This is a genomic window from Flavobacterium sp. WG21 (genome assembly GCF_000335775.1).
Classification (GTDB): Bacteria; Bacteroidota; Bacteroidia; order Flavobacteriales; family Flavobacteriaceae; genus Flavobacterium; species Flavobacterium tructae.
Window position 1 is genome coordinate 31,018 of sequence record NZ_AMYW01000004.1, and the last position, 24,907, is coordinate 55,924.

At 34.9% G+C, this 24,907-nt stretch carries 19 protein-coding genes; 8 read left to right on the plus strand and 11 right to left on the minus strand.

Annotated features, from left to right (window positions below; all coding sequences use genetic code 11):
* Positions 1-229: 229 nt before the first annotated feature.
* The 11 genes from C245_RS0104435 to C245_RS0104485 form a co-directional block, all read right to left on the minus strand.
* Positions 230-601 (minus strand): hypothetical protein, encoded by a 372-nt coding sequence (locus C245_RS0104435; RefSeq protein ID WP_017495375.1) that lies wholly within the window; start codon positions 599-601, stop codon positions 230-232.
* Complete coding sequence (locus C245_RS0104440) at positions 564-7,331, minus strand: RHS repeat-associated core domain-containing protein (protein WP_017495376.1); 6,768 nt, start codon at positions 7,329-7,331, stop codon at positions 564-566. Before C245_RS0104440 ends, C245_RS0104435 begins: the two co-directional genes overlap by 38 nt.
* A gap of 8 nt (positions 7,332-7,339) precedes the next feature.
* The gene (locus C245_RS0104445) at positions 7,340-7,786 is read right to left on the minus strand and encodes a T9SS type A sorting domain-containing protein (RefSeq protein WP_157495778.1); all 447 of its coding nucleotides are present in this window, start codon (positions 7,784-7,786) and stop codon (positions 7,340-7,342) included.
* A gap of 29 nt (positions 7,787-7,815) precedes the next feature.
* The gene (locus C245_RS23590) at positions 7,816-8,862 is read right to left on the minus strand and encodes a hypothetical protein (RefSeq protein WP_017495378.1); all 1,047 of its coding nucleotides are present in this window, start codon (positions 8,860-8,862) and stop codon (positions 7,816-7,818) included.
* A gap of 98 nt (positions 8,863-8,960) precedes the next feature.
* Entirely contained in the window at positions 8,961-10,418 is a 1,458-nt protein-coding gene (locus C245_RS0104455) for a lipopolysaccharide biosynthesis protein (protein WP_017495379.1), read from the minus strand.
* A 37-nt stretch (positions 10,419-10,455) separates the two neighbouring features.
* Complete coding sequence (locus C245_RS0104460; RefSeq protein ID WP_017495380.1) at positions 10,456-11,769, minus strand: CDP-glycerol--glycerophosphate glycerophosphotransferase; 1,314 nt, start codon at positions 11,767-11,769, stop codon at positions 10,456-10,458.
* 18 nt (positions 11,770-11,787) lie between these two features.
* Positions 11,788-12,888 (minus strand): DegT/DnrJ/EryC1/StrS aminotransferase family protein, encoded by a 1,101-nt coding sequence (locus C245_RS0104465; RefSeq protein WP_017495381.1) that lies wholly within the window; start codon positions 12,886-12,888, stop codon positions 11,788-11,790.
* Positions 12,889-12,903: 15 nt separating this feature from the next.
* On the minus strand, positions 12,904-13,875 hold the full coding sequence (locus C245_RS0104470; protein WP_026109866.1) for a hypothetical protein: 972 nt from the start codon (positions 13,873-13,875) through the stop codon (positions 12,904-12,906).
* Positions 13,876-14,048: 173 nt separating this feature from the next.
* Entirely contained in the window at positions 14,049-14,651 is a 603-nt protein-coding gene (locus C245_RS0104475; protein WP_017495383.1) for a trimeric intracellular cation channel family protein, read from the minus strand.
* Between the two features lie 93 nt (positions 14,652-14,744).
* Complete coding sequence (locus C245_RS0104480; protein ID WP_017495384.1) at positions 14,745-15,608, minus strand: hypothetical protein; 864 nt, start codon at positions 15,606-15,608, stop codon at positions 14,745-14,747.
* 187 nt (positions 15,609-15,795) lie between these two features.
* Positions 15,796-16,539 (minus strand): RDD family protein, encoded by a 744-nt coding sequence (locus C245_RS0104485; protein WP_017495385.1) that lies wholly within the window; start codon positions 16,537-16,539, stop codon positions 15,796-15,798.
* 20 nt (positions 16,540-16,559) lie between these two features.
* Here C245_RS0104485 and C245_RS0104490 point away from each other — a divergent pair, with 20 nt between their 5' ends.
* From C245_RS0104490 to C245_RS0104525, 8 genes are all read left to right on the plus strand, one after another.
* The gene (locus C245_RS0104490) at positions 16,560-17,525 is read left to right on the plus strand and encodes a stage II sporulation protein M (protein ID WP_017495386.1); all 966 of its coding nucleotides are present in this window, start codon (positions 16,560-16,562) and stop codon (positions 17,523-17,525) included.
* Positions 17,525-18,475, plus strand: a complete 951-nt coding sequence (locus C245_RS0104495) for a hypothetical protein (RefSeq protein ID WP_017495387.1) — start codon at positions 17,525-17,527, stop codon at positions 18,473-18,475. Before C245_RS0104490 ends, C245_RS0104495 begins: the two co-directional genes overlap by 1 nt.
* Positions 18,468-19,244: a hypothetical protein gene (locus C245_RS0104500; RefSeq protein ID WP_017495388.1), complete on the plus strand. Its 777-nt coding sequence runs from the start codon at positions 18,468-18,470 to the stop codon at positions 19,242-19,244. The genes C245_RS0104495 and C245_RS0104500 overlap by 8 nt, the downstream gene beginning before the upstream one ends.
* Complete coding sequence (locus tag C245_RS0104505; RefSeq protein WP_017495389.1) at positions 19,237-20,448, plus strand: DUF4350 domain-containing protein; 1,212 nt, start codon at positions 19,237-19,239, stop codon at positions 20,446-20,448. Before C245_RS0104500 ends, C245_RS0104505 begins: the two co-directional genes overlap by 8 nt.
* Positions 20,449-20,489: 41 nt before the next feature.
* Complete coding sequence (locus C245_RS0104510) at positions 20,490-21,500, plus strand: MoxR family ATPase (RefSeq protein WP_017495390.1); 1,011 nt, start codon at positions 20,490-20,492, stop codon at positions 21,498-21,500.
* A gap of 68 nt (positions 21,501-21,568) precedes the next feature.
* Positions 21,569-22,183: a hypothetical protein gene (locus tag C245_RS0104515; protein ID WP_017495391.1), complete on the plus strand. Its 615-nt coding sequence runs from the start codon at positions 21,569-21,571 to the stop codon at positions 22,181-22,183.
* Between the two features lie 31 nt (positions 22,184-22,214).
* Positions 22,215-23,546: a DUF58 domain-containing protein gene (locus tag C245_RS0104520; protein ID WP_026109867.1), complete on the plus strand. Its 1,332-nt coding sequence runs from the start codon at positions 22,215-22,217 to the stop codon at positions 23,544-23,546.
* 145 nt (positions 23,547-23,691) lie between these two features.
* Entirely contained in the window at positions 23,692-24,777 is a 1,086-nt protein-coding gene (locus tag C245_RS0104525; protein ID WP_017495393.1) for a phosphoglyceromutase, read from the plus strand.
* Positions 24,778-24,907 lie beyond the last annotated feature (130 nt).

The window sequence follows — 24,907 nt, forward strand, 5'->3', positions numbered from 1 at the left end:
CCCGCTCGTAGACAAATCCGCTTTCTTTTCGAACCATCAACTCCTCCCCTTTATATAATTTATTTTTTCCATCGCAGAAACTAACTTTACATGCTTTCACGAACGGGACGCTCGCGCCAGTAGACGAGTTAAAATGGTCAATACCTTTTTAACCCCAAAGAAATTTAAAGACTTCTTTGCTAAAAATATAGCAACCCTATAAAACAAGAAACCCAGCCTTTTAAATAAATTATCTCATTATCAAATAAACATACAAAACACCTAAAGTCAATAAAATATTCATAGAATAAATAAATAATGTTTCTATTTTACTAGATATTTTAAATATAAGGTTGTAAATCATTAGAAAAATAAAATTAAAGAAAATCATATTACCAAGATAACTAAATGCTCTTAAGAAAAAAGCATTCATATCTATAATAGGGCTTGATGTTTCATTTATGTTTAACATTTTTTCTAATCCATAACCATAACCAAAAATAAAATAATTATCATTATTTTGATATAGATAAAAAAGATTTACAAAAAGAATGAATAAACAAAATACTAGAGCTTTCTTATCGCTAATTAATTGGCGTAGAAAATAACTTGCCTTTTTCATAAAAATATAGTTTATTATCATTTACAAAACCTGATGTATAGATTTTAGTTGTAGAAACTCCGGTAAGTTTAAAATTATAACCTTTCATTCCATTTAAAGTCTGTGGCTTAATAGTTAATTTAGCATCAGTTCCAACTCCTGCCATTCTTCCTGCAAATGTTCTCTCTAATTGTAAAGTGCCATTAGAAGACATTGTAGCTTTATCAAGAATAAGTCCAATTTTAGAATTTAAAAAGTCTAAATCACCACCATCAATATAATCTCCGGGCTTCATACCTTTCATTAATTTACCCATCATAGTTTCGGAAGAATCTCCTTTTTTTATTCCTAAAGATTCTTTAGTAACTTTTTTTCCTTGTTGGTCATATTCATCATCAAAATTATTCTTTGTTGTATGCATTGCGTGATTCAGCCCACTAACCATAAGTCCTGTCACTGCACCTTGCCAGAAATTACCTCCTGTAAGAGCGGCTCCAGCTCCTCCAGAAACAGTACCAAAGGCAATCATACCAATCGTATTATTTGCACCTAGTGCTCCACTTATTCCCTGATGCGAAAAAGTATTGCTTACAAAATGTCCTTCCGTTAAACTACTATTTGTTTCAAACTTCGTCTCGACGGTACTTCCTCCGTTCCATGCACTGGACGCAATACTACTTAAAGCTCCGGCAGCAAATCCGCTCCAAAATTTGCCTCCTGAAATTGCAGTCATACTTCCCTGAAAAGTACCATGCGCTGCAGCACTAAAAGCGGCCTGAGAATAAAAATTACTAAACAATGCCGACGAAGCACTACCAATTCCAAAGGTCACTGCAGAGCTAGCCGCTGCAATAAAGGCAGTTTTAAGCAAACCTCCCACAGTAAAAGGAACGTCGGCTAATAAGGCTGTAAGTGTATAACTTGTTACAGCAACAGCAACTCCAATGCCAATAGCCACCAAAAGCTCATATGCCTCTCCGCTAGAATCAGTATACTTTAAAGGATTATTAAGCACATACCCATAACGATTATAGTTTTGGGTATTGGCAGGATCTTGTACAAAATTATCCGGCTGTAGGAAACGATGTAATTTTGGATCGTACAAACGACCATTCATATTGATAATCCCTATGCTCTGCAAATGCTCGTGCCCCGTATAACCGCGATCCAAAACAGTCAACAATCCTAAATCTGTACCGGCTCCGTTTTGTACTTTCAATACTGCTCCCCAGGCATCAAAGAGTCGTTTTTCAACTATTGCACCACTGTTATCGGTTACTGCCAAGATAGTGCCCTGGTAATCTCTATGTAAATATAAATAATTTTGTGCTGTTCCATCGCTTTTTACTACAAGGGGCGCACTATAACCGTCACCTCCTATGTAAGTTACAAATTCTATAGCACCGGTAGTTCGATTTTCTTTGATCTCCATAGTCCCGTCACCCGAATAATGTTTTCTAAGCGGACGAAGTAATTTATCTTCTTGCCCTCCTCCATAAAACATCGTACTGCGATCGTTACCATCGTTATAGGTAAAACTAAGATACTCGATATAATTTCCATCACGTCCACGTTCCTTAATTGTTGCGGGGCTCTTAAACGTATTATAAGCAATATCCAACTCCAGCTTAGGAGCTGAATTGACACCTGTGCCTCTGTTTTTATAATAATCTAAGGCTTGTGTAGATAATGTAATCGAGTTGTTTTGATATGTTTTTCCAGTTACAGTATAATTATAAGTCCCCAAATTGTTTTGGGTAATTTTACCCTTTGCATCGTAAGTCTGTGTTTCTTGCTGACCCTGTGCATTATTATAGGTCAGTAATCGGTCTAATTCGTCATACGTAAAATTTTCATTCCAATTAAATAAGTTATTCGTTCTATTGGTCAGATTCCCTCTTTTGGGTTCAAAAGCGGTTGTCAAAGTCATTACGTTCCCCGGATTGGTAACCGTTCTATCCCACTTAAACTGTGAGGAATAACCATATTGATCGTAATTATTGTTTACGGCAATTCCGTTTCCTAAACTTGCATTTGTTAACTGCCCCCTTTCGTTTAGCGAATTAGTCTGCCACAATACCTGTTGCGTAGCATCGTCTACAATTTGCCATGCAAAACCATTCTGATAAGTATGTTTTAGCTTCTTTGAACTTGATTTACCTCCTATAGCTGCTGTTGCTGTTTCTTTATCTGCACGTCCAAATGTATCATAAGTAATTTCTTTGGTGAAAGTAGCATAAGGGGTATTCTCTGTTGTTTTGCTGACTCTTTTATAACTGTCATATTCAAATGAATTGGTAATCGAATTGCCCTCCAGATTATTAACAAAAGTACTTGTCGTTATTAAATTGGTAGCAGGGTTATAAGCATAAGTCGTCTTACTGTTGGTATTATTCCCAACTATTGTTTTTTCGGTTATTTTTCCTGCGGCATCATACACATAAGCAGTTGTTCCGTTAGGTGTGGTCTCCGTTTTAATTTGTCCGAAAGCATCATAAGAATAGGTATACGTTCCGGCACTTGGATCAGTCATGGCAACTTTATTACCCCACCCGTCTATTGATATCGATACTTTGTTGCCTTGATAGTCTGACTCCTTTAATTGCCCGTTGGCATAGTATATAAAGTTGACAGCTCCACCCGGATCAGTTGTTTGTGTTTTATTCCCTAAAGCATCAACTGTAATGGTTGTTACCTTACCATCATCGTTACTGGTTGTTGTTAATCCTGAATAAGATAAACTTTGAACTTTTCCGGTATGAGATGTTATTTTTTCAGGACGCATTAAGTAATCGTACTCGTAAACTGTCCATTGGCCTGGGGATGAAAAATAAGGCTCGCTTTCTTTGGTTTTTCTGCCTAATCCATCATAAACAACCTGCTTAGAAACCATAGTACCTGCTGCAAAACCTTTAGTTGTTGTAACCACAGCCCTGCCTAATACATCATACTGTGCTATGGTTTTACCATCAGTATTAGTTGTAGTAGTGGTGGTATAACCGCCGTCAGACAACTTGGTATAAACTACAGTAGTTGTTAAAGGTGTTGCTGCTGTATTTTGTGTAGTCGTGTTAGTTACTTTCCCCCAGTTGTCGTAGAGGTAATCGTTGACAACTCCTAAATAATCTGTTGATTTAGTAACCTGCCCTAATGCATTGTATTCAAAATTCGTTACAAAGCCCTGATGGTCTGTTTTTTTGACTACAAATCGTTTCGTACTGTCGTATTCATCAGTAATTGTTCTTGCTGCTGGTGGAGACGGTGCTCCCGGAGCACTTACTGTTTTTGTCAATAAATTCCCCAATGAATCATAACTCATATCCTCTATAATTGGATAGGTATTATGTCCTTTCTTTTCAGATCTTGTTAAGTTTGATCCAGTGTAAGTATATTTTTCCTCAGAGGTACGATTATCACCTGTATAAACCGTCTTCGAAGAATTGATCTTTTTAGGACGTCCTACATAATAAGCATTGCCAACTCCTGTCGGGTTATTATCGTATTCCGTATCCACCGTAGTCATTCCCTGCAAAGTGGCCCCGCTATATTGCTTTGAAACATTTCTAACTTCCAAACCAAAGTAATTGGTACTCTGAACCGTTCCATCATAAGTAAAAGAAGTTTCATTTTTAACTCCTGTCAAATGATCAACAGTAGTTTGTTTGGTAAGCAAAACATTGTAAACACTACTATTTGAACCTGAGGCTCCTCCGCTTTGAGAAGCTGATACAGGAGAAGCTATAAACTTGCTATTATTATTAGCACTAGCAATAAATCCAGGTTTTAGCGTTATTTCCGGTGCCTGATAAACAACTGCTACATCATCATTTACTCTTGACAAGGCAGTTATAGAACCGCTGGCTTTATAGGTCTGTCCAACGGTAACAGGATCCTGTATCGTAATTGTGTTTGGAATGGTACGCGACGAGACAGAATCTCCTCCTCCTTCTGTATAAACTGCGAATTCATTTGTTTTTGTACTCAGTAAATTGGTTGGCGTACTATTAAATACAGTAGTTCCATCAGTACTAGTCCAGGTAATGGTATTAGCCCCCTTTAGAGCGACATCATTAAACTGTGTCGTCCATATTTTAGCATCGCCGCTATTCAAATACCAACTGCTTCTGGTGGTTTTAACAAAACCAACTGTTCCATAATTAAAATTAGACACATAACCTCTGTACCTAAAATCCTGATACTTTGAAACACCATTGATCGTTGCCGTAAGTTTAGAAACCAAATAGGCTCCCGGATTTCTTATAATTTCAATATTAGGATAGGTTACAGCATTTTCTGAAGAATAAAAATCAGTCGATGAATTTCCTAAGCCGCTGTCGGCAGCCTCCATTGGTTTATACTCGATGGTCTGTTTTATGTTTCCACCTGATGATAGCACATTTATTAATCTGTTTTCGGCATCAACATTTTTATTGAATTGATAATATTCAATTTTATTATAATGTCCTCTGACAAAAACAAGATCGGTATTGGCTCCGTTGTATTTAAAATTAGAGTTAATAGGAATTGGAACATCCGGAGAATTTGAATGTATTATACCAGAATCATATGTTAAATTAAAGACTGTACCGTTTACTGTACCAATATTATTGGCAAAGCCGGTAACCTGCCATTCGGTATCATGATTATTTATAGTCCAGGATTCCTTATAAAACTTTCTCCATACCCTAACAAGATCAGACTTCCCATCTTTATTAATATCCATCGCATAATAATTACTCCAATGTCTTTGAGTATTATAATGCGTTTTTGTATCCGGCCAGTATTCTACAATATTTAAATTTTCCTTTGTGAAAAACTCTCCTCCAGAAGTATTTCCATTACTATAATAAATATTCCAGTTTACATCACCAGAACCACCTTCACCGGTAGGAAGCATGACATCGACTTTACCGTCTCCATTAAAATCTCCCAAAGGCATTTGTTTTGTATCACTAAACTGATCCAAATTTCCCGTTCCAATTACTTCTACAGCTACCCAAGGTGCTACTGCTAATTGACGAATAGAAACAATACGATAATTCTTAGTTGTCTTATTAACGATTAAAATATCCGCTTTCCCATCTCCATTAAAATCTCCTATAAATCTCTTTTCAGTCTCTTTGCAAAAAGTAAATTCCGGCAAAGAGACAAAATCTTTTGTATTAAACTCTGTCGAAGCATTCGGATTTAAATTTACGAAATAGGCACCACTAATACAGTTACCTATGCTTGTACTTTTCAAAATACAATTACAATTCAAAGCTTCTCCACGAGGCCCGGTACAAGGGCTATCCATGCCATAATGGTCTACTTGGTGAAACTGGAGGACTATAACATCTGAAATTCCATCACCGTTAAAATCTCCTTCAATGTACTGATTGTTTAAATTAACCAGCGTTGGGAATTCAGTAGTTGTATTACTACTTTTGCTCATTCGACTTGTTTCTTCTCCTCCACCGCCTCCTGTGCTACACTGAATTTCATTGGTTACAATATTAGAAATTGCAACTGATTTAGAATGAACCAAATTTACTGAACCACCAACAAGATTATAATATTTAAAAGTCAAATAATCGAGATTTTCTTCCGGATCGATTATGCTGTTAAATTGATTTATCTTATTATCAGTTAAAGTAGTAGCGGCAAATGTTTTTCCAGATGATGCATAAAAAGGCATTGTTATAGGTGTATTTCCACTATTCCCTTCAAACAACTTCGTAAACATTTTTCGATCTACAATAAAATCCAATCTGCCATCCCCATCAAAATCCCCCGCTAAATCTGTTTTATCAAATTCCAGATTATTCGTATATTCTTTTTCTGTTCTCTCTTGATTTACCGGACTGGAATCGTACTTGAACTCTACCGGATTCGATTCCTCATTCTGTGCATTTATTTCTTTTATAGTTGATACTCGTTCATACCCCAATTGTCCATCTTCTGTATGAGTAAGCTTGTAGGTTCTAAAAATACCATTGTTTGCATAAACCTGTATATTATCAAGTATTTGAGTTGCATAAACTGGAACTCCCTTTAGATAATCCCTCTCAATACGCTTCGAATTTCTATAATTAAAACTGATTTTATTCTGCGCAGCAATTCCTGCAGCTGTATTTCCACTAAAAGCTATATTGTCAATGTACAATTGATTGGAACTATTGTAAGTAACTGTTTTATAACTATAGTCTATAAAATTGCCGTTTACATCTTCAAAGTGAACAATATACCAGGCATTGAGCGAAACTGAATTTTGCAAACTTCCCGAACCTTTAGAACCATACCAACTTCGTGATCCGTCAGGTGCTGTCACAATAAAATAGGTAATTGAACCTTCTATTTTTAGTTCAATTTTTGTATTGCTTTTATACTCCGTCTCATAAGTAGAACCATTTGCCCAATATGTTCCTGTTTTTATCAATAAACGCTGGCCGTCTAATGCCAATTTATCATTATCATCAAAATCTACTCCATCAACAAAACCATCAATGTCACGTCGTGTAGCTATACGGCTAATGGCCGAAATGCTGTTTATACTCCATCCTTGTCCTGCGATACCTCCTCTTACACCGCTACTGTAAGTAAGATTAATTATAGGAGCAACGCTTTTTATACTTGGCGGTGTAGCAATAGGCAAAGTGTAAATGGCTGTTCCTGATGCAGAAATTTGTAATTCTCCTTTAGTATCTGTAAAATTTTGAGAAAAACTAAAATGGTTTATAAAAATTAAAATAAAAAGGCAAAAATTCTTCATACTACACTTTATTTTTTGATTATTTTAATAGACTTGTCTGCACCGTCTTTATAGGAAAGCAAAACAAGATAAACGCCTCCAGGGTAATTCTGAAAAGAAATATTTAAACTATTTGTTCTCTCGTTAGTGCCATAGTTTTGTAAAACCTGACCCGATATTGAATAAATCACAACCGACGTTACATAATTATTATTGGTTAATTGCCATTGTAAATAAAGCTCTTCCTTTACAGGATTGGGATAATAAGAGATTACATCTTCCGGTGAAAATTTCAATAGATCCTCTTCCACCAACGCATCGATTTCTTTTACCTGCTTTGCAGATTGTGAGCAACCTGACAAACACAATTCTCTAAGAATTTGATTCCCTGCAGCATCATAATTAAATTGTATTTTTGTTTGTGCCTGAGACAGAAAAGAAATTCCCAGCATCAATAATGTAATGTAATATTTCATAAACGGGATTGTATTAAGAAGTAATTTGTTTACTGTTTTTTTGTTGCCAGTAATAGTTTTACCTGAGATTTTAGTTCTTCTATTTCCTTATTTTGCTGAATCATGTAAAGAGTAAGTTCCTCGATTTTTTCCTGTTGAATTTTTGACATTTCACCAAGTTCAAGACCTTTTTCTTTGATTTCTTTAGCAGAAGGAACATTAGGTAAATGACCATTTTTTGCAATATAATTTTCAACTTCTTTTAAACTTGGTAATATATAAGTTGGGGCAAAAACATAATCAGCCCAGGTATTGTAAACTTTAACCTCTTCGGCTCTAATTTTTCCTTTTACGGAGAGTCTATAAGTAGTCGCTCCATCTGTAAGATTTGAAGTTCCTATTCCAATATTTCCCATTACAATGGTATTTCCCTCAATAAAGGCACTGCCAGAACCATCTATAAATGTTCCCCCGCATTTACCCGATTTGACTATTAATTTGTATTTTACATTTTCATCAGATGTCAAACTTTCATAACTTGTTCCGATTATTAATTTTGTATTAGATTGTGGAAGGGAAATATGACTAAAATTACATCCATCTGATATTGTTTCTTCTGCAACTTTAAAAACATTTCGTTGTTTATTATCGTTTATCTCAAAACCACCATAACCGCCAGTTTCGGCATAAGATCTGAATCTTTGATTATCTGCTCTATCATCAATTGAAAACCAAAACCTGGATTTTGCATTAATATTGGAAGCGGGAAAATCATAAAAATTCATCATTCTATTGGAACCATTAACAAAACTACCCGCCTGAAAAATTTTGCTTTTTTGATCACGATCATTCGAATCAATAAAAGTTGTTCCATTTGGAAGGTCTCTCGAAAATTCTCCAGAATATGCTTTGATAGTTCCAACAACTTCTAACTTAGCTGTAGGGTTGCTAGTGCCAATCCCAACATTAGTATTTGAAGTCGGATTATTGGGTAATACACTTGCAGCCCCTCCTGTACCTGTACTAATTTGGGCATGAGCAGCTAATACAACTAAAAAACAAAGTGTTGAATACGTTTTTCTTTTAATACTTTTCATTTTATTTTCTTTACAAGATTAATCCATTGCTTTCAAATATAAAAAAAATAGTACAAAAAAAAACATCAATAAAATTAAAAAAAAGTTAACTCCATTGTTCAAGATTTAAAAAACTTACTTTTTAAACTCAACATTAATTGCCAGACTTCCTTTAATTCCTCTAATTTCAATAAATAGGAAATAAATAAATAGGTTACTCCTCCAAGTACAACTCCAAGAAGCAATTGCAATATTAGATTATCCACGAAACAAGTCATCGCAAATACCAAAATTGCCATTCCAAAAGCTGCTATAAAAAAAGGAACCATGTCTTTTAGTTGTTTTATCGCTCCATATCCATAAAATTTACCTGGTAAATAGGCGTTAATAATGAACGATAATGCTGAAGTAACAACATGTCCAATAATAATAGCTTTAACACCTAGGGGAATTGTAATTATCATGGCTAATATAGTGAGTGGCAATTTTGACAAATCAACTTTTAAGTATAAGTCTGAACGACCAACTGCGTTTAATAAATTCATATTAATTGCACTCATAGGGAGAAAAATACGTGCAAAAACCATCCATTGTAAGAGTGGAATCAGAGAAATCCATTTCTCTGTAAGCAATACTATCACAATTGGTTTTGCCAATAAAGCAATAAGTGTCATTAATGGAATAATAAAAAAAGCTGACATACGAATCATTCTGCTATAAATAGAAACCAGTCTTTCTCTATCATTTTGAACGGTGGCAAGAACAGGAAAAGTAGCTTGCTGAACGATGCTAACAATGATTCCTGCTGATAAATCGGCAAAACTTTTAGCTCTTGTATAATGTCCTAATGATGCCGGAGCATAAAATTTTCCTAAGCAAATATTATAGGTATTATTTAGGATTTGAGCATACAAACCGGCCATTAACAACTTTGAGCCGTAACCAAATAATGATGTGAATGACTTTTTTGAAAAGACAACAGAAGGAGTCCAGTTTCCTAAAAACCACAAAGACAAAGACGTACTAAAAGTTCCGACAAGCATTTGAATAACCAACGCCCAGACTCCATAACCGCTTATTGCCGCCGTTACTCCACACACTCCTCCGGCAATCATGCCAATTACATTACTTTTGGCCAGGGATTTAAAATCAATTGCAATTGTTAATTTTGTTCGTTGAACTACTGCAAAAGCATTTAAAATCAGGATTAAACCTAATACCCGAAGTAAATCAATTAATTTTGGCTGATTAAAAAATGATGCTATGTAAGGAGCTGAGAAAAATAACAGTGCGTAGAAAAAAACACTAACCGCTAAATTAAAAACAAACACAGTCGAAAAATCAATATGGGTTCTGTTCTGACGCTGAATCAAACCTGTTCCTAAACCACTTTCTACAAAAGTCTGTGACAAGGCTATAAAAATGGTTAACATCCCTATTACTCCAAAATCTTCCGGCAGCAAAATTCGGGCAAGTACTATACCTACGATAAATTGCCCAAACTGAATGGCAAATTTATCAACTGCTGACCAGACAACTCCTTTTATTGCAGTTGATTTTAAAGAGGTATCGTGCATGTATAAAAATAAATTTTAATTAAATTCCAATTCAAAATTATTCAAAAATTTGACTTTCGAGGTATTTCATAATGTTTTCAGATGCGGTTGAATTATTTTTAGGAATTAGAGTATTTTGTACAAAATCGCAGCGTTTATCTTTCATCCAATCATTCCCGTTAAGAACAACATTCTCAATAAAATCAATTACTTGTTTTTTGTTTCTTGACTGATAATGTGCTGCTATCGCTTCATCGCCAAAAGTACTCCAATAATCCATAATTGATTCATCCCGAATCATAAAAAGAGATGGTTTTCCAGTGATAAGATATTCTGCCATAAAAGAACCACTATCGTGTATGAGTGCATCTGATGTTAAAAAAAGATCGATATAATAACCATCACCAAACTGACCATTTTCAAGGTTTATCCATTTATCGAAATAATTATCGGTTTTTTCTTTACCCCAATTTGGGTCATTTTCCAATTTAATTCTCAACAAAGGATGCGGATTGAATGTAATTTGCAATTTATCCTTATAAGTAGTAGCTAATTCTAAAAAGAAATCATAGTACTCCAAAAAATTAGACACTTTGCTTAACTCGTTCATTAAATGATGCGGTGTCCATATAATTCTTTTTAAAATGGGATTCTTATTTTTCCAAACCAATTTTGGTTGTTTATTTATCAAAAGGGGATCGAATCCCGGATACCCCGTTACAACTCTATTTATTGCTTTATTCCTTTGGTTTTCGGAAGCCATTTTTTGATGAATATCCGTTTCTGAAAAAATTTTCCAAATTAAATTATGAAAATTCAGATCATAGGTAAACCCATAATTAACCGTTGGGATACTATAGGGAACATAACAAGTTAGTGTTTTGGAAAACTCTTTTATATAATACCTGTAATCGACTAAACCTTCATATGGATTAGTAAAAAAAACAAGATCAGGTGAAAATGTCTTTTTGATATCTAAAAATTCTCCTGTATCGGTATTATAGGTTCTAGCAACATCATATCCTCTATTTTTAAAAGCATTATAAGCTTTATCCATTTCGAAAAGCATATTTTCTTTACCAAAGTTCACTATTGGGCACACAAATATTTGAGGCTCAAACCGAGGATCCGCAAGCATTAAATCAAATAACAGATCGTATTTCCAAACGGATTCATGAGTCAGAAAAAAAGCAACTTTAACCTTTTCTTTTTTCCTTACAATCTCAAGTGCTTTTCGATGATTTTTAGGTGCCTGTCTAATTTTATACGCATCCCGCATGGCGCGCAGGTTTGTAAAATTATAGGCTTTAATAAGAGACATCCAAATTTTCTCAGGAACGTAAGGTTTAACAGCTAATTTTAATTCTCTCATTTTTTATTCCAATTAAAACTAATATCTGTTTAAAACCTCTACAATAAAATCAACCTCCGTTTCTGTCAAAACGGTACTAATAGGCAAGCTTAAAACTTCCTGATGAATCTTTTCTGTCACGGGTAATGACAAATTATTCCATTCCAGAAGTGCTTTTTGCTGGTGTGGCGGAATTGGATAATGTATTACGGTTTGTATGTTATTTTTGGATAAGTAGGCCTGCAGCCCTTCACGATCTGAAGTTCGTACCACAAACAAATGAAAAATATGGTTATTTGAAAAATCCCAAAACGGAAGTACTATTTTTTCATTTTTTATTTCTGCCAAATATCGTTTAGCAATTTTGCGTCGCCTCTCATTATCGGCATCTAAATGAGGTAATTTCAGACTTAAAAAAGCGGCCTGCAGTTCATCTAATCTAGAATTTACCCCAATATAATCATTGTGATATTTTACCTCAGATCCATAATTGCGAAGCGAAAAAAGCACTTTTGCCAACTCCCTATCATTTGTCGTAATAGCACCGCCATCACCTAAAGCACCAAGGTTCTTTCCGGGATAAAAACTGTAAGCTGATGCGGAGGATAATTTATTAATTGTTGATTGTTGATTGTTAATTGCACCATGCGATTGGGCTGCATCTTCAACTATCAATAGATTATTACGATTTGCTATTTCATTTATTTGGTCCATTTCGGCCAGTTGTCCGTAAAGATGAACGGCTAAAATGGCTTTGGTTTTCGGACTGATTTTTTCCTCAATTAAATCAGGATTGAGATTGTACGTTTCTAATCTTGGTTCCACCAAAACCGGAACTAAATCTGCCTGCAATACAGCCAAAATACTAGCAATATAAGTATTCGAAGGAACAATAACCTCATCTCCTTTTTGCAGTTTTCCTAAAGCTATATATCCCTTAAAAATCAAAGTTAATGCATCGAGACCATTTCCTGTTCCGATACAATAATCGGCTTTGCAATATTTTGCAAAAGCGGTTTCAAATGCTTCCACTTCCTTCCCTAAAATGTACCAGCCATTCTCTAAAACTGTTTTCAGTTTTTCGTGAAATGCGGTTTCATACGGTTTGTTTATTTTCTTCAGGTCCAGAAATGATATCATTTTCTTTTTTTCTATTTAAACAAAAATACCATTTAACTTCTTATAATTTGCCGTTTCCAGTTCGTAGAAATCATGAACTATGGTACCCGCTCCAAAACTTTCTTTCCAGTACGATAAACCTTCATTCAGGTTCTTTCCCTGATTTTCATTCGAAATTCCAAAATCAAAAAATCTCTTTTGAGCAAATCGTTCCTGAATCAGATAATGGTATAAATAATCCAGGCTTCCTAAGTCTCCCTTTTCATTCTTCGAAATATACTGGCAATGCACTGTCGTTTCCGTTTCAAAAATCGTAGTTCCGGCTACAATTTTATCTTCTAAATAAACATTAAACTGATGAATGTTTTGAGGAAAATGCTTTTGCAGATAATACATTTCTTCTGCTGAATGTACCGGATTTGCTTTGTGTTTTTTATTCAAATTGGGAATTAAAACTTCATTCCAAAACAAACCAAAATCAATTTCTTCTTTGATGGTCAGTTGATTCGAAACTCCTTTTTGAAAACCTCTTTTTCTAATCTTTGATACGACATTTTCCTGAGATAAATCGATTACCGAAAGTGAATCCCGGCGTACCAGTTTCGCATCGGCCAAAAACAGAGCATACAAAATTTCTTCTGCAAGTTTTAGATGGTAAATAGAAGGAAGCGTTTTATAATGTAGTTTCAGAATCTCATTTTCGTTCAGAAAGAACAAAACTGCCTGAAAAATTTCAATAACGTCAACTTGTTTTGTTTTTTCACTATAAACCAAGCCTCCGTAAGTCAATCCCTGGTGTGAGTAAACCGAATTTTCGACTTTATTCGCCGGTAAAATTGCTTTTAATCTATCATCCTTGAAAACCAAAAGTGAGAAATCTTTAAACCGGTCTTCGTGGTACTCCATAAAATCACGGTAAAACAGGAATGTTGCATTTTTAGCCTGCGCCACAAATGCATTCCATATTTCGTAATCGTTTTTATGATAATTCCTTACGGTATATTTCATTCCGTTTTCTGTGGTAATTTTATGGTTCTCTTTTGAGTTCTGTTGAAACAAACTTATAAAAAAAGTTTGCCGCGAATTCACAAATTTAATTTTTATTGTCTAACAAAAATTTAAATTCTGTTTGTGAATTCGCGGCTCTTAAATTTTCAGCACACTGCTATTGTTTAAAAATCTTACTTGTGTTCAAATGCCGGTAAATACCATTTGTATTTTACGGCTAATAAACGGGTAACAATCATTACGACAGAAGTTACTAAATACAAAACATCGTCTTCTAAATTCAGTTTTTTCAGAATAAAAAATACAATTCCTCCAAAAATACAAATGGTGGCATAAATCTCTCTTCTAAAAATGGTTGGAATTTCGTTACACAAAATGTCCCGAATCACGCCTCCAAAACATGCCGTCATAGTACCTAAGGCAATACAAATAACCGGGTGCAAACCAATCATAATTCCTTTTTCGAGTCCAATTAAGGTAAAAACACCCAATCCGATCGTATCAAACAAGAATAGCGAAGTACGCAGTCTGTCGAACTTTTTTCTGAAAAGGATGGCAAATCCAAACCCCAGGATGATTACATATACATATTGCAAATCCAGCATCCATCCTACCGGTGTTCGGCCTATCAGCACATCACGAAGCGTTCCGCCACCAACAGCCGTCACAAAAGCAATGATAAAAACACCAAACGGATCCAGCTTTTTATGCATCGCTGTCAAAGCACCCGACATGGCAAAAGCCATTGTACCAATAATATCTAATAAATGAAACATTTTTTACTTTTTAGCTGCAAAAGGCGCAGAGCCGCAAAGGTACAAAGGTTAGCGCTGTTTTTATATTCTTTAGTGCCTCTTCTCTCTGATTATTTATTTTCTAACATAAATCGGGCTTCTTTTTAACAGATAAGAAACAGAATCCATCCAACTGTCTTTTATGTTTAAGAATGGCTTACGAGTTTGTGAATAAATTTTCGTTCCGTTTTTATACATATCAAAATAAACCATGTAATTGTAGTAGGTTTGTGTACTTGACGTTGTAGTTGAAATATCGTTTGTTTTAAGCTTTTTATTGTTGTCACTCACTTTAGCATTTCCGCTGTTATAAGTTGAAGCCACTGAACCCTCCGTTATGGTATACGACACTTTTGTTGCGATGATGTTATCCACTCCTAAAATTTGCTGAAGATCTTCGATTGGGGTTTCATCGATATTTTTATAATCTATCCCTGCTTTGTGCAATAAACTGTTGGTTACTCTTAAATCCTGAACCGTTAACGGAAAAATATTCGACGATTTATCTAATAATTTGTTATACAAATCATTCTGAGCAAATTTTGCCATTTCTTCTGAACTTTCTAAAGTGCCTGAGTTTACATAAGGTACCGGCAGCACAGCAATGGTATTGGGTTTCATTCCTACGGCAGCAATCACCTGTCCTGAATTACCTGAACTTCTATTATTTGATGCTACGGTATTTGCAGATACATCAAAAGTTTGAGAACGCCCGCTCGCAAAATCAATTCTGGCAATCTGAGATACATCAAGTGAAATTTGCAGTGTTTCTCCAGGTAAGGAATATTCAACTGTTTTATCTGACATTTTTGCAATGGTACATTCAATAATCTGATAATCTCTTTTTATAATTTTATCCAGTTTTTTGCTACTGGTCTGAGCAAAATTGGTAACGGAAATCAGCAACATTAAAATTGCAAAAACCTTTGTAATTTTCATAATTTCTATAATTTAAATGATCCTACTCTTAAAGCTTTTCGGTAACGCCTTTCTAAAATCAAAAACTGCCTATATAATGCAATCTAAAAATCAGTACTACACAAGTTGATTTTAGTATTAGTAAAACTACAAAAATTATGAACTTGATAAAATGACATTTATCATCATTTTTTCGCCCCTTTAGAAGCTACATATTCTGCGTATAAAAATTATAATCTTTGAGAATGACTCTCAGGAAGTCAGTATTATTACCTGACTGATTTTTAATTCCGGTAACGCTCTCTATTTTGGCAACCAGTTTATAAATGATTTCATGATCGTTTTTGGCAAGGGCACTTTGAAAAGTCTCTTTGATAATTCGCATATCATTATCCGACAATTTAATCACCAAAGGATAAGTTGGGACATAAGCGTCTCCAATTTCCTCCAGAATAGTGTGGCTGATGTTGATTTTATTTTTTAACGTAATCACAGCTGTTCCGGCAACCATATCGCCCAATCGCTGTCCTTTTTGACTCGAAATTATGGATATCAGCCCCACGATTCCTCCAAGAATAGAAATATCAACCAGTCTAAAAAACCATCGCATTAAATAGTCTCCAAATCCGGCCTGATAACCGTCAATTTTTACCACTTTTATTTTTACTAATTTCTTACCAATTGTCTGTCCTTCAAAAATACTTTCTAAGGTTATGGTATAAATGATAAATGGAAAATACAGTAGTAAAATTATAGACATTCTCGACCAGTTGTCTAAGGTATTCAGTACTTTATCAAAATTTAATCCGTAGAAAAACACCAGGGAAATTACGGTCACATAAGCCAGTTTAATAGCCAAATCGATGAAATAAGAACCTATTCTTTCCCCTATCGTTGCGGCGATAAAATTTATTTTGACATTTTGCGTCGTATTTATAGATAATTCTGACATATTTTATATTTTAGCCTGCAATGAGAGAAGTTGCCTTCATAAAACAAAATAAAGAAAAATGGCTGGAATTTGAGCTAGCTATTTTTGGTAAAGCTAAAAAAAATCCGGACGAGTTAGCTAATTTGTACATTCAAATGATGAATGACTTGTCCTATGCCCAAACGTATTATCCGAAGAGCAAAACCGTTATTTACCTCAATCATCTCGCTTCACAAATTTATCAGAAAATTTATAAAACAAAACGAACAGAAAAAAATAAGTTTCTGGAATTCTTTGTTACCGAAGTTCCGTTGCTGATGTACGAGTACAAACGCTATTTACTGTATGCATTTGCGTTATTTTTTCTGACAGTGGGAATTGGAGTTGTTTCTGCCAGATACGATCAGGATTTTGTTCGTCTTATTCTGGGGGATTCTTATGTGAACATGACCTTAGAAAACATCAAAAAAGGAAACCCAATGGCTGTATACGGCTCCGGAAGTAACTGGGGAAGTTTTATTGGCATCACCATGAACAACCTTTATGTAGGCGCGAGATGTTACATTTACGGAATTTTTGGAGGTCTGGGTACTTTTTACATTTTCCTTCAAAACTGTATCATGCTGGGCTCTTTTCAGTACTTTTTTTACGAACAGGGCGTTTTCTGGAAAAGTGTCCGCGGCATCTGGATTCACTGTTCAATGGAAATTTTTGCCATTGTAATCGAAACTACAGCAGGTTTTATTTTGGGAGCTTCGATCTTGTTTCCTAAAACTTTCTCGAGAATGAATTCTTTTAAAATAGGCTTCAAAAATAGCTTCAAAATATTCCTGAGTACATTTCCGTTTACCATCAGTGCCGGTTTTCTCGAAGGTTTTATCACTCGTTATTCGATTGATATGCCCAATTGGCTAAGTAGTTTTATCATTTTACTTACTTTAGCTGTAATTTCTTTTTATTATTTGATTTACCCTTTTATTGTTCACAAAAAAACAACTTTATCCTAATGTTTGAGCTTTACAAAAAACGACAGCTGGGCGATTATATCATCGATACTTTTTCCTTTTTTAAAACTTTCGGAAAACACTTTTTTAAGATCTTTTTCATCATCAACGGCGCCTTTCTCCTAATCGTAGGGGCTTTGGTCTTTTTCTTTTTAAAAAGTAATTTTCAGGCTGTATTTAATGATAGCTTAAACCAACCCGGCTCTGACAATCTTGCCGGTTATTTTAACGATAATTTTGGACTCTTAGTTGGTTTTGTTGCCCTCTTTTTTATTGCTGTAATTGCTTTATCACTTTTCAACTCGACTTACCCTATTCTGTACTTAAAACTGGTGGCGAAAAAGAACACAACTGATTTTAAAACAGAAGATATCACCACGATCTTCAGACAAAACATCTGGAAAATCATCAAATTTTGTATTGGACTTACCTTTCTTGTTGTTCCGGTGCTGTTAATTGTTATCATCATACTCTTCTTTTTATGCTTTCTAATTGTTGGGATTCCCCTTTTGTTAATTGCTATCCCCGCTTTATTTACCTGGGTAAACTTTAGTTTTTATGCGTATCTGACAGAAGATAAAAGTTTCTTTCAATCCTTAAATCATGCCTATCTTTTACTAAAAGAAGATTTCTGGACTTCAATTGGAGCTACTTTTTTAATGCTGATTATGATCCAGATGATTCAGGGATCGATCACCATGGTGTTCTATTTTGCCGGAATATTTATTTTTTTACTAACGGCCATTGGAAGCTCTAATTATAATGCAGAAGCGATAGGCGATTCTCCACTCTTCCTTTTATTTTTGACTCTGATTTTCATCCTCATCTTTACCCTGAGTAATATTTTCAACAACATGATTATGGTCAATCAGGGAATTATGTACTACAGTCTGGGAGCAAAAGATAAAATTTCAAATCGCGACATTGATTTAATCGGAACCGATAATGAATAAAATCTTCCTATTCCTTTTATCTTTTTTTATTTTCTCTGGCATAGTTCAGGCACAGGATACTTTGGCTACAGCCAAACCTCCCAAAATAACAGCTGTAAAATACACTGAAAAAGACATTCGAATAGATTCTGACACCATAGAAATTAAGACTTTCTCTAAAAATTTCAAAAAAAAGTATAGCGGTTCCAGCTTTGTTTATGAATTTAAAGCTCCTGAAAAAGGTTTATGGCAGCGTTTTAAGGAATGGCTGGCCAGTGTTTTTAGCGATTGGTTCGATTTTGAAACTCCGGAAAGCTCTATTAATTTTGTTTCGGTTTTAATAAAAGTACTCGCCGTTCTCATCATCATTTTTGTTATTTATTTGATCGTAAAAGCGATCATTAATAAAGAGGGACAGTGGATTTTTGGAAAAAACGCTAAGAAAAAAAATATTATCTATTCAGAAATCGAAAAGAACATTCACCTTTTGGATTTCGATAAACTGATCAAAGAAAGTATCCAGTCCGGAGAAAGAAGAGCTGCCGTTAGATATTACTATCTGTGGCTTCTAAAGGTTATGGCACAAAATAATTACATCGAATGGGACATCGAAAAAACCAATTCTGATTATTTATACGAACTTCAAAAGCCTGCACACAAGGAAGAGTTTACTTATTTGTCTTATCTGTACAACTACATCTGGTACGGGGAGTTTGAGATTGATGAAATCACTTTCAGAAATGCCGAAAACCGATTTAAGAATGCCTTAAAAACCTTTAGCAATGAGTAAAACACTTAAAATTTATATTGCTGTACTGGTTCTTATTCTGACCTTAATTCTGATAGCAGATCGCGAACAGCCGAAACCTATTGACTGGACACCGACCTATTCTGTTAATGACAAAATTCCTTTTGGGCTCTATGTTTTTAACAACGAAATCAATGATTTTTTTAAGAATCATAGCGTAGAACGAATTTCAGACCTAACTCCTTATGAGTATTTGACTTCAAAATATGACAATGACAGTCTGGTAGAAAATTACAAAATAAAAGGAACTTTTTTAAACATCTCTGAATCCAATACCATTGATGAAGAATCTGTAAACGAACTTCTTTACTTTGTATCGCGTGGAAACAATGCTTTTTTGAGCATGAAAGACTTTCCTCAATATCTGTTAGACAGTTTAAAAATTGAAGTAAATGCGGATTATCTCAATTCTGGCAACACCACTGTTTGGCTGGCGAACTCCCAATTGAAGGACAAAAAATATAAGTTTGTACAGACATTAGAAGATTATTTTTCTAAAATTGATACCGCAAAGACCACCGTTCTGGGTTATCAGCTTTCTTCGGTCAAAAAAGCAAAAAAGCACGTCAATTTTATAAAAATACCGTATTATCAAGGGCATTTTTACCTGCACACACAGCCTGTCGCTTTTACAAACTACAACTTACTGAAAGCAAACCATTATCAGTACGCAGAGAATGTCTTATCCTGTTTGCCTGAGGGAGATATTTTTTGGTACACGAAAGGGCAAAACAGCGAACGCATTTCCGAATCGCCTCTACGATACATTTTAAGTCAGCCCGGTTTAAAATGGGCCTGGTATTTCTTTCTGTTTGGTATGTTGATTTTTATTATTTTTAATGCCAAGCGTAAACAGCGAATTGTTCCCATATTAAAGCCTTTGCCCAATTTAACCGTTGATTTTACAAAGACTATCGGAAATTTATATTATCAGGAAGGCGATCACACTAATATTATTGATAAAAAGATCATTTACTTTTTAGAAAAAATCAGGAATGAATATTTAATCGATACCACAAAACTGGACGATCATTTTATTCAAAAATTGCATCATAAAACAGGTAAAAATGTAACGGATATTCAGGAACTCGTATTTTTGATTAACGAACATCGAAAGAGTTACCACGGCAGTCTTGAAGAAGATCTGATCCGAATTAATAATGCCATAGAAAAGATTTTACATTAGATAAAAAAAGCTACCATACTATAAAAGAAAAACTGACCATCATGGACGATATCAATACAACATCTCAAATCACAAATGAAAATGTGAATTTTGAAACCAGAATAAACTTAACACCTCTTTTAGATCACGTTAGCGCGATTAAAAAAGAACTCGAAACTGTAATTGTCGGACAACACAAAATGGTCGATCAGCTTTTGGTGGCTATTTTATCAAACGGACATGTTTTACTGGAAGGTGTTCCGGGAGTTGCCAAAACCATTACGGCCAAACTATTGTCTAAAACCCTAAACATTGGCTTTAGCCGTATACAATTCACACCGGATTTAATGCCATCGGATATCTTAGGAACTTCGATTTTTAATTTAAAAACCTCTGAATTTGAATTCAAACAAGGTCCAATTTTCTCCAATTTAATCTTAATCGACGAAATAAATCGTGCCCCTGCCAAAACACAGGCCGCACTTTTTGAAGTAATGGAAGAACGTCAGATTACCATTGACGGATCGGCCTATCAGCTTGAAACTCCATTTCTGGTAATTGCCACTCAAAACCCGATCGAGCAGGAAGGAACTTACCGTTTGCCGGAGGCACAATTGGATCGTTTTTTATTCAAAATCACCATCGATTATCCGAAACTCGACGAAGAAATTTTAATTATTCAAAGAGAGCATTTGCTACAAAATCACGGAAAATTAGAAGCTGTTAAAACGATACTTTCTGCTGCGGAAATAAAAGAATACCAGGCTTTGGTAAAACAAATCAGAGTCGAGCAAAATCTGTTGGAATACATTGCACGAATTGTAGTCAATACCCGTGAAAATGCGTTCTTATATCTGGGAGCCTCTCCTCGTGCTTCAATCGCTATTTTGAATGCTGCCAAAGGTTTTGCTGCCATCCGCGGACGTGATTTTGTTACTCCTGAAGACATAAAAGAAGCTGCGATTCCGGTTTTACAGCATCGTGTAATTGTAGCCCCTGAGCGCGAAATGGAAGGCATCACAAGTTCAGAAATCATCAGACAAATTATTGAGACTGTTGAAATTCCAAGATAGTTATTGGTCTCAGTTTTCAGTCTCAGTGGCAGTTTTCGGTACTATGCTTAATAACAAACCTTTTTTAAATGAAATATTCTAAAATTTTCTTTTTGTTTCTTCTGGGTATCATATTGGTAAGTTTTAAACCTTTGAATATTAAACAAGCGGATACTGCCAATACATCAATTTATTTTTTAACAGACAAACAGCAAATTGAAACCTTAATAAAAAAAGCCTATGAATGGATCGAAACCAAAAAAACACAAGGCGACTTTGATGTAATCGAAAATAAAAAGGGAGATAAATATGTGGCGTTAAATACAAAAACACATCATAAAATAATAAGCGAACTTAAAAACTCTAATTTTTTTGCGCAGCAATTTATCGACAATTATAACAAAATTGCGCTGAAAATTGGGGAGGATCTTAAAAGCAGTAAAATCGAATATTGGGTTGGAGAATTACCTCCATACGGTAACGATAGCAACCCATGGTGTGACTGTCAGGATAATCCGGAATCTTATTGGAAAACATTAAAAGTAAACGACTTAAAAATCCAAAATAACAAAGCGACATTTTACTGGACATGGACAGAATGGAAAGATAGTCCTAAATATAAAGTAACAGCAGTTAAAGAAAATGGAATCTGGAAAATAGCCGCCTTAGACGGTTTTGATTATAAAAGCTTTACTAAAATATAGTAAAAAACCTTTAACCCTAATTTTATTAAAATTGAAATTTATAAAAAGCCTTTACCTTAATAACTTTTTCTTCTATGTGCTTCTGGGCATAATTGGATTGTTTGTCTGTGCTTTTATTTTCCCAAATTTGTATCATGCGGTTTGGTTTGTGGTTTTAATTTTATTTAGTTTCTTAGGGCTTGACGTACTCCTGCTCTATCTTAGTAAAACAGGCATTGAAGCGGAAAGAACGACACCGGAAAAACTTTCAAACGGAGATTTGAATCCCATAACCATCACCGTTAAAAACCATTATACCTTTAAAATTTCAGTTAAGATCATCGACGAAATTCCGTTTCAGTTTCAGGTGCGTGATTTCAAAATTGTAAAAACCGTTAAAGCCTCTGAGCAAAAAGAAATTGGCTATGAATTACGTCCTACAGAACGAGGAGAATATTACTTTGGCTATCTAAACGTTTATGTTTCGTCACCGCTAAGACTAATTTCCAGAAGATTTTCGTTCGATAAAGACAAAATGGTTCCCACTTATCCGTCTTATATTCAGCTGCGAAAATATGATTTATTGGCTTTTTCGAATAATCTGTACCAATACGGAATCAAAAAAATCCGTAGGATTGGCCATACGATGGAATTTGAGCAAATTAAAGAATATGTTCAGGGTGATGATCTTCGAACTTTAAACTGGAAAGCCACGGCCAAGAAAAATGCTTTAATGGTCAATCAGTTTCAGGACGAAAAATCCCAGTCCGTTTACATGGCAATCGATAAAGGCCGCTCCATGCAAATGCCTTTTGACGGCTTAAGTTTGCTGGATTATGCTATCAATTCGGCCTTAGTTTTATCAAATGTGATTCTGAAAAAGCAGGACAAAGCAGGGATTTTTTCATTCTCTAAAAAAGTAGAAAACCGTGTTTTTGCCGAAAAAAGGGCTTCTCAGATGCAAAAAATTTTGGAAACCTTATACAATATCAAAACCGACTTTTTTGAAAGCGATTACAGCCGTTTGTATGTGGACATCAAAAAAAACATCAATCAAAGAAGTTTGATCCTTTTATACACTAACTTTGAAACAATGGACGGTTTAAACCGACAGTTGCCTTATTTAAAAGGAATTGCAAAAAACCATTTACTGGTGGTTGTCTTTTTCAGTAATACCGAACTAAATGCAATCATCAACAAAAAAACAGACACCATTCAGGAAATCTACGACAAAGTAATCGCTGAAAAATTCATGTTCGAAAAGCGTTTAATTGCTAACGAACTCAAAAAATATGGCATACACTCTGTTTTAACACAGCCCGAAAATCTGACTTTGGATGCTATCAATAAATATCTGGAAATAAAAGCCAGAGGGATTTTGTAGAAGTGAAAAATAATTTGTGAGAAGTAAAATGAACACAATTGTTTTTTGCAAATATTATTAAAACATCAAGTTCTTTATAAAAATTAAGATTAGTTAAAAAATCGTTGAACCTTTGTTCTTTTGAACCTTTGTAATTTTTAAGAAAATGAAAAAACTACTTGTACTTGTATTTGTTCTGACAAGCTTTATGTCTCATGCACAAAAAACGGAGAACATTATCATCATCACCACAGACGGCTTTAGATGGCAGGAAGTGTTTAAAGGAATGGACCCTGCAATTGCCAATGATAAAAAATTCAATCAGGGAGACAGTACCTATATTTACAAGAATTATGCAAGTGCTGACTCCAAAGAAAGCCGAAAAAAAATCATGCCTTTTTTATGGTCAGAAATTGCTTCGAAAGGACAAATTTATGGCAATCGCGAGGTAGGAAGCAAAGTTGATGTTTCTAATCCGTACTGGTTCAGTTATCCCGGATACAGCGAAATTATGACCGGAAATGTTGATGTTGCCATCAACTCCAATCATTACAAAAACAATCCAAATGTAAATGTTCTGGAGTTTTTAAACCAGCAATCTAAACTAAAAGGAAAAGTTGCCGCTTTTGGCGCCTGGGATGCTTTTGATCGAATTTTAAACGAAAAAAGAAGCGGTTTTCCGGTAATTTCTGCCTTCGATAATGTGGGAGGAGACAAACCTACAGAAACTCAAAAGTTATTGAATGAAATGCGCAACAATTCGTTTAAACCTTTTCATCAGGATGAATGTTTAGATGTTTTTACACACTATCAGGCTTTAAACGAACTTAAAACCAAAAAGCCAAAAGTACTCTACATCGCCTACGGAGAAACTGATGAATGGGCACATGCCGGGCATTACAGATCGTATCTTGATGCTGCAAACCAGGTCGACAAATGGATTAAAGAAATCTGGAACTTTGTACAAAACGATCCCCAATACAAAAATAAAACTACCCTCGTAATCACCGTAGATCACGGTCGCGGAGATAAAACAAAAGCACAATGGACAGATCATGGTGCCGATGTTGAAGGTGCCTCACAAATTTGGTTCGCTGCAATGGGACCAGAAATTGCCTCAAAAGGAGAAATCAAAACAGATTCTCAACTGTATCAAAAACAAATAGCGCAAACCATTGCAAAAATCATGGGATACACTTTCACCGCTCCACATCCGGTAGCAAACGAAATTTCAGAAGTACTTCAGAAATAAGAAGATTTTTTTTGCCACGAATTTCACGAATTTACACGAATAAGTATTTTTACTTACTCCTGATGAAATTCCTGAAATTTGTGGCATTTTTTCTTTATTTCCCCCTCTGAACCTCTGCAACTTTGAACCT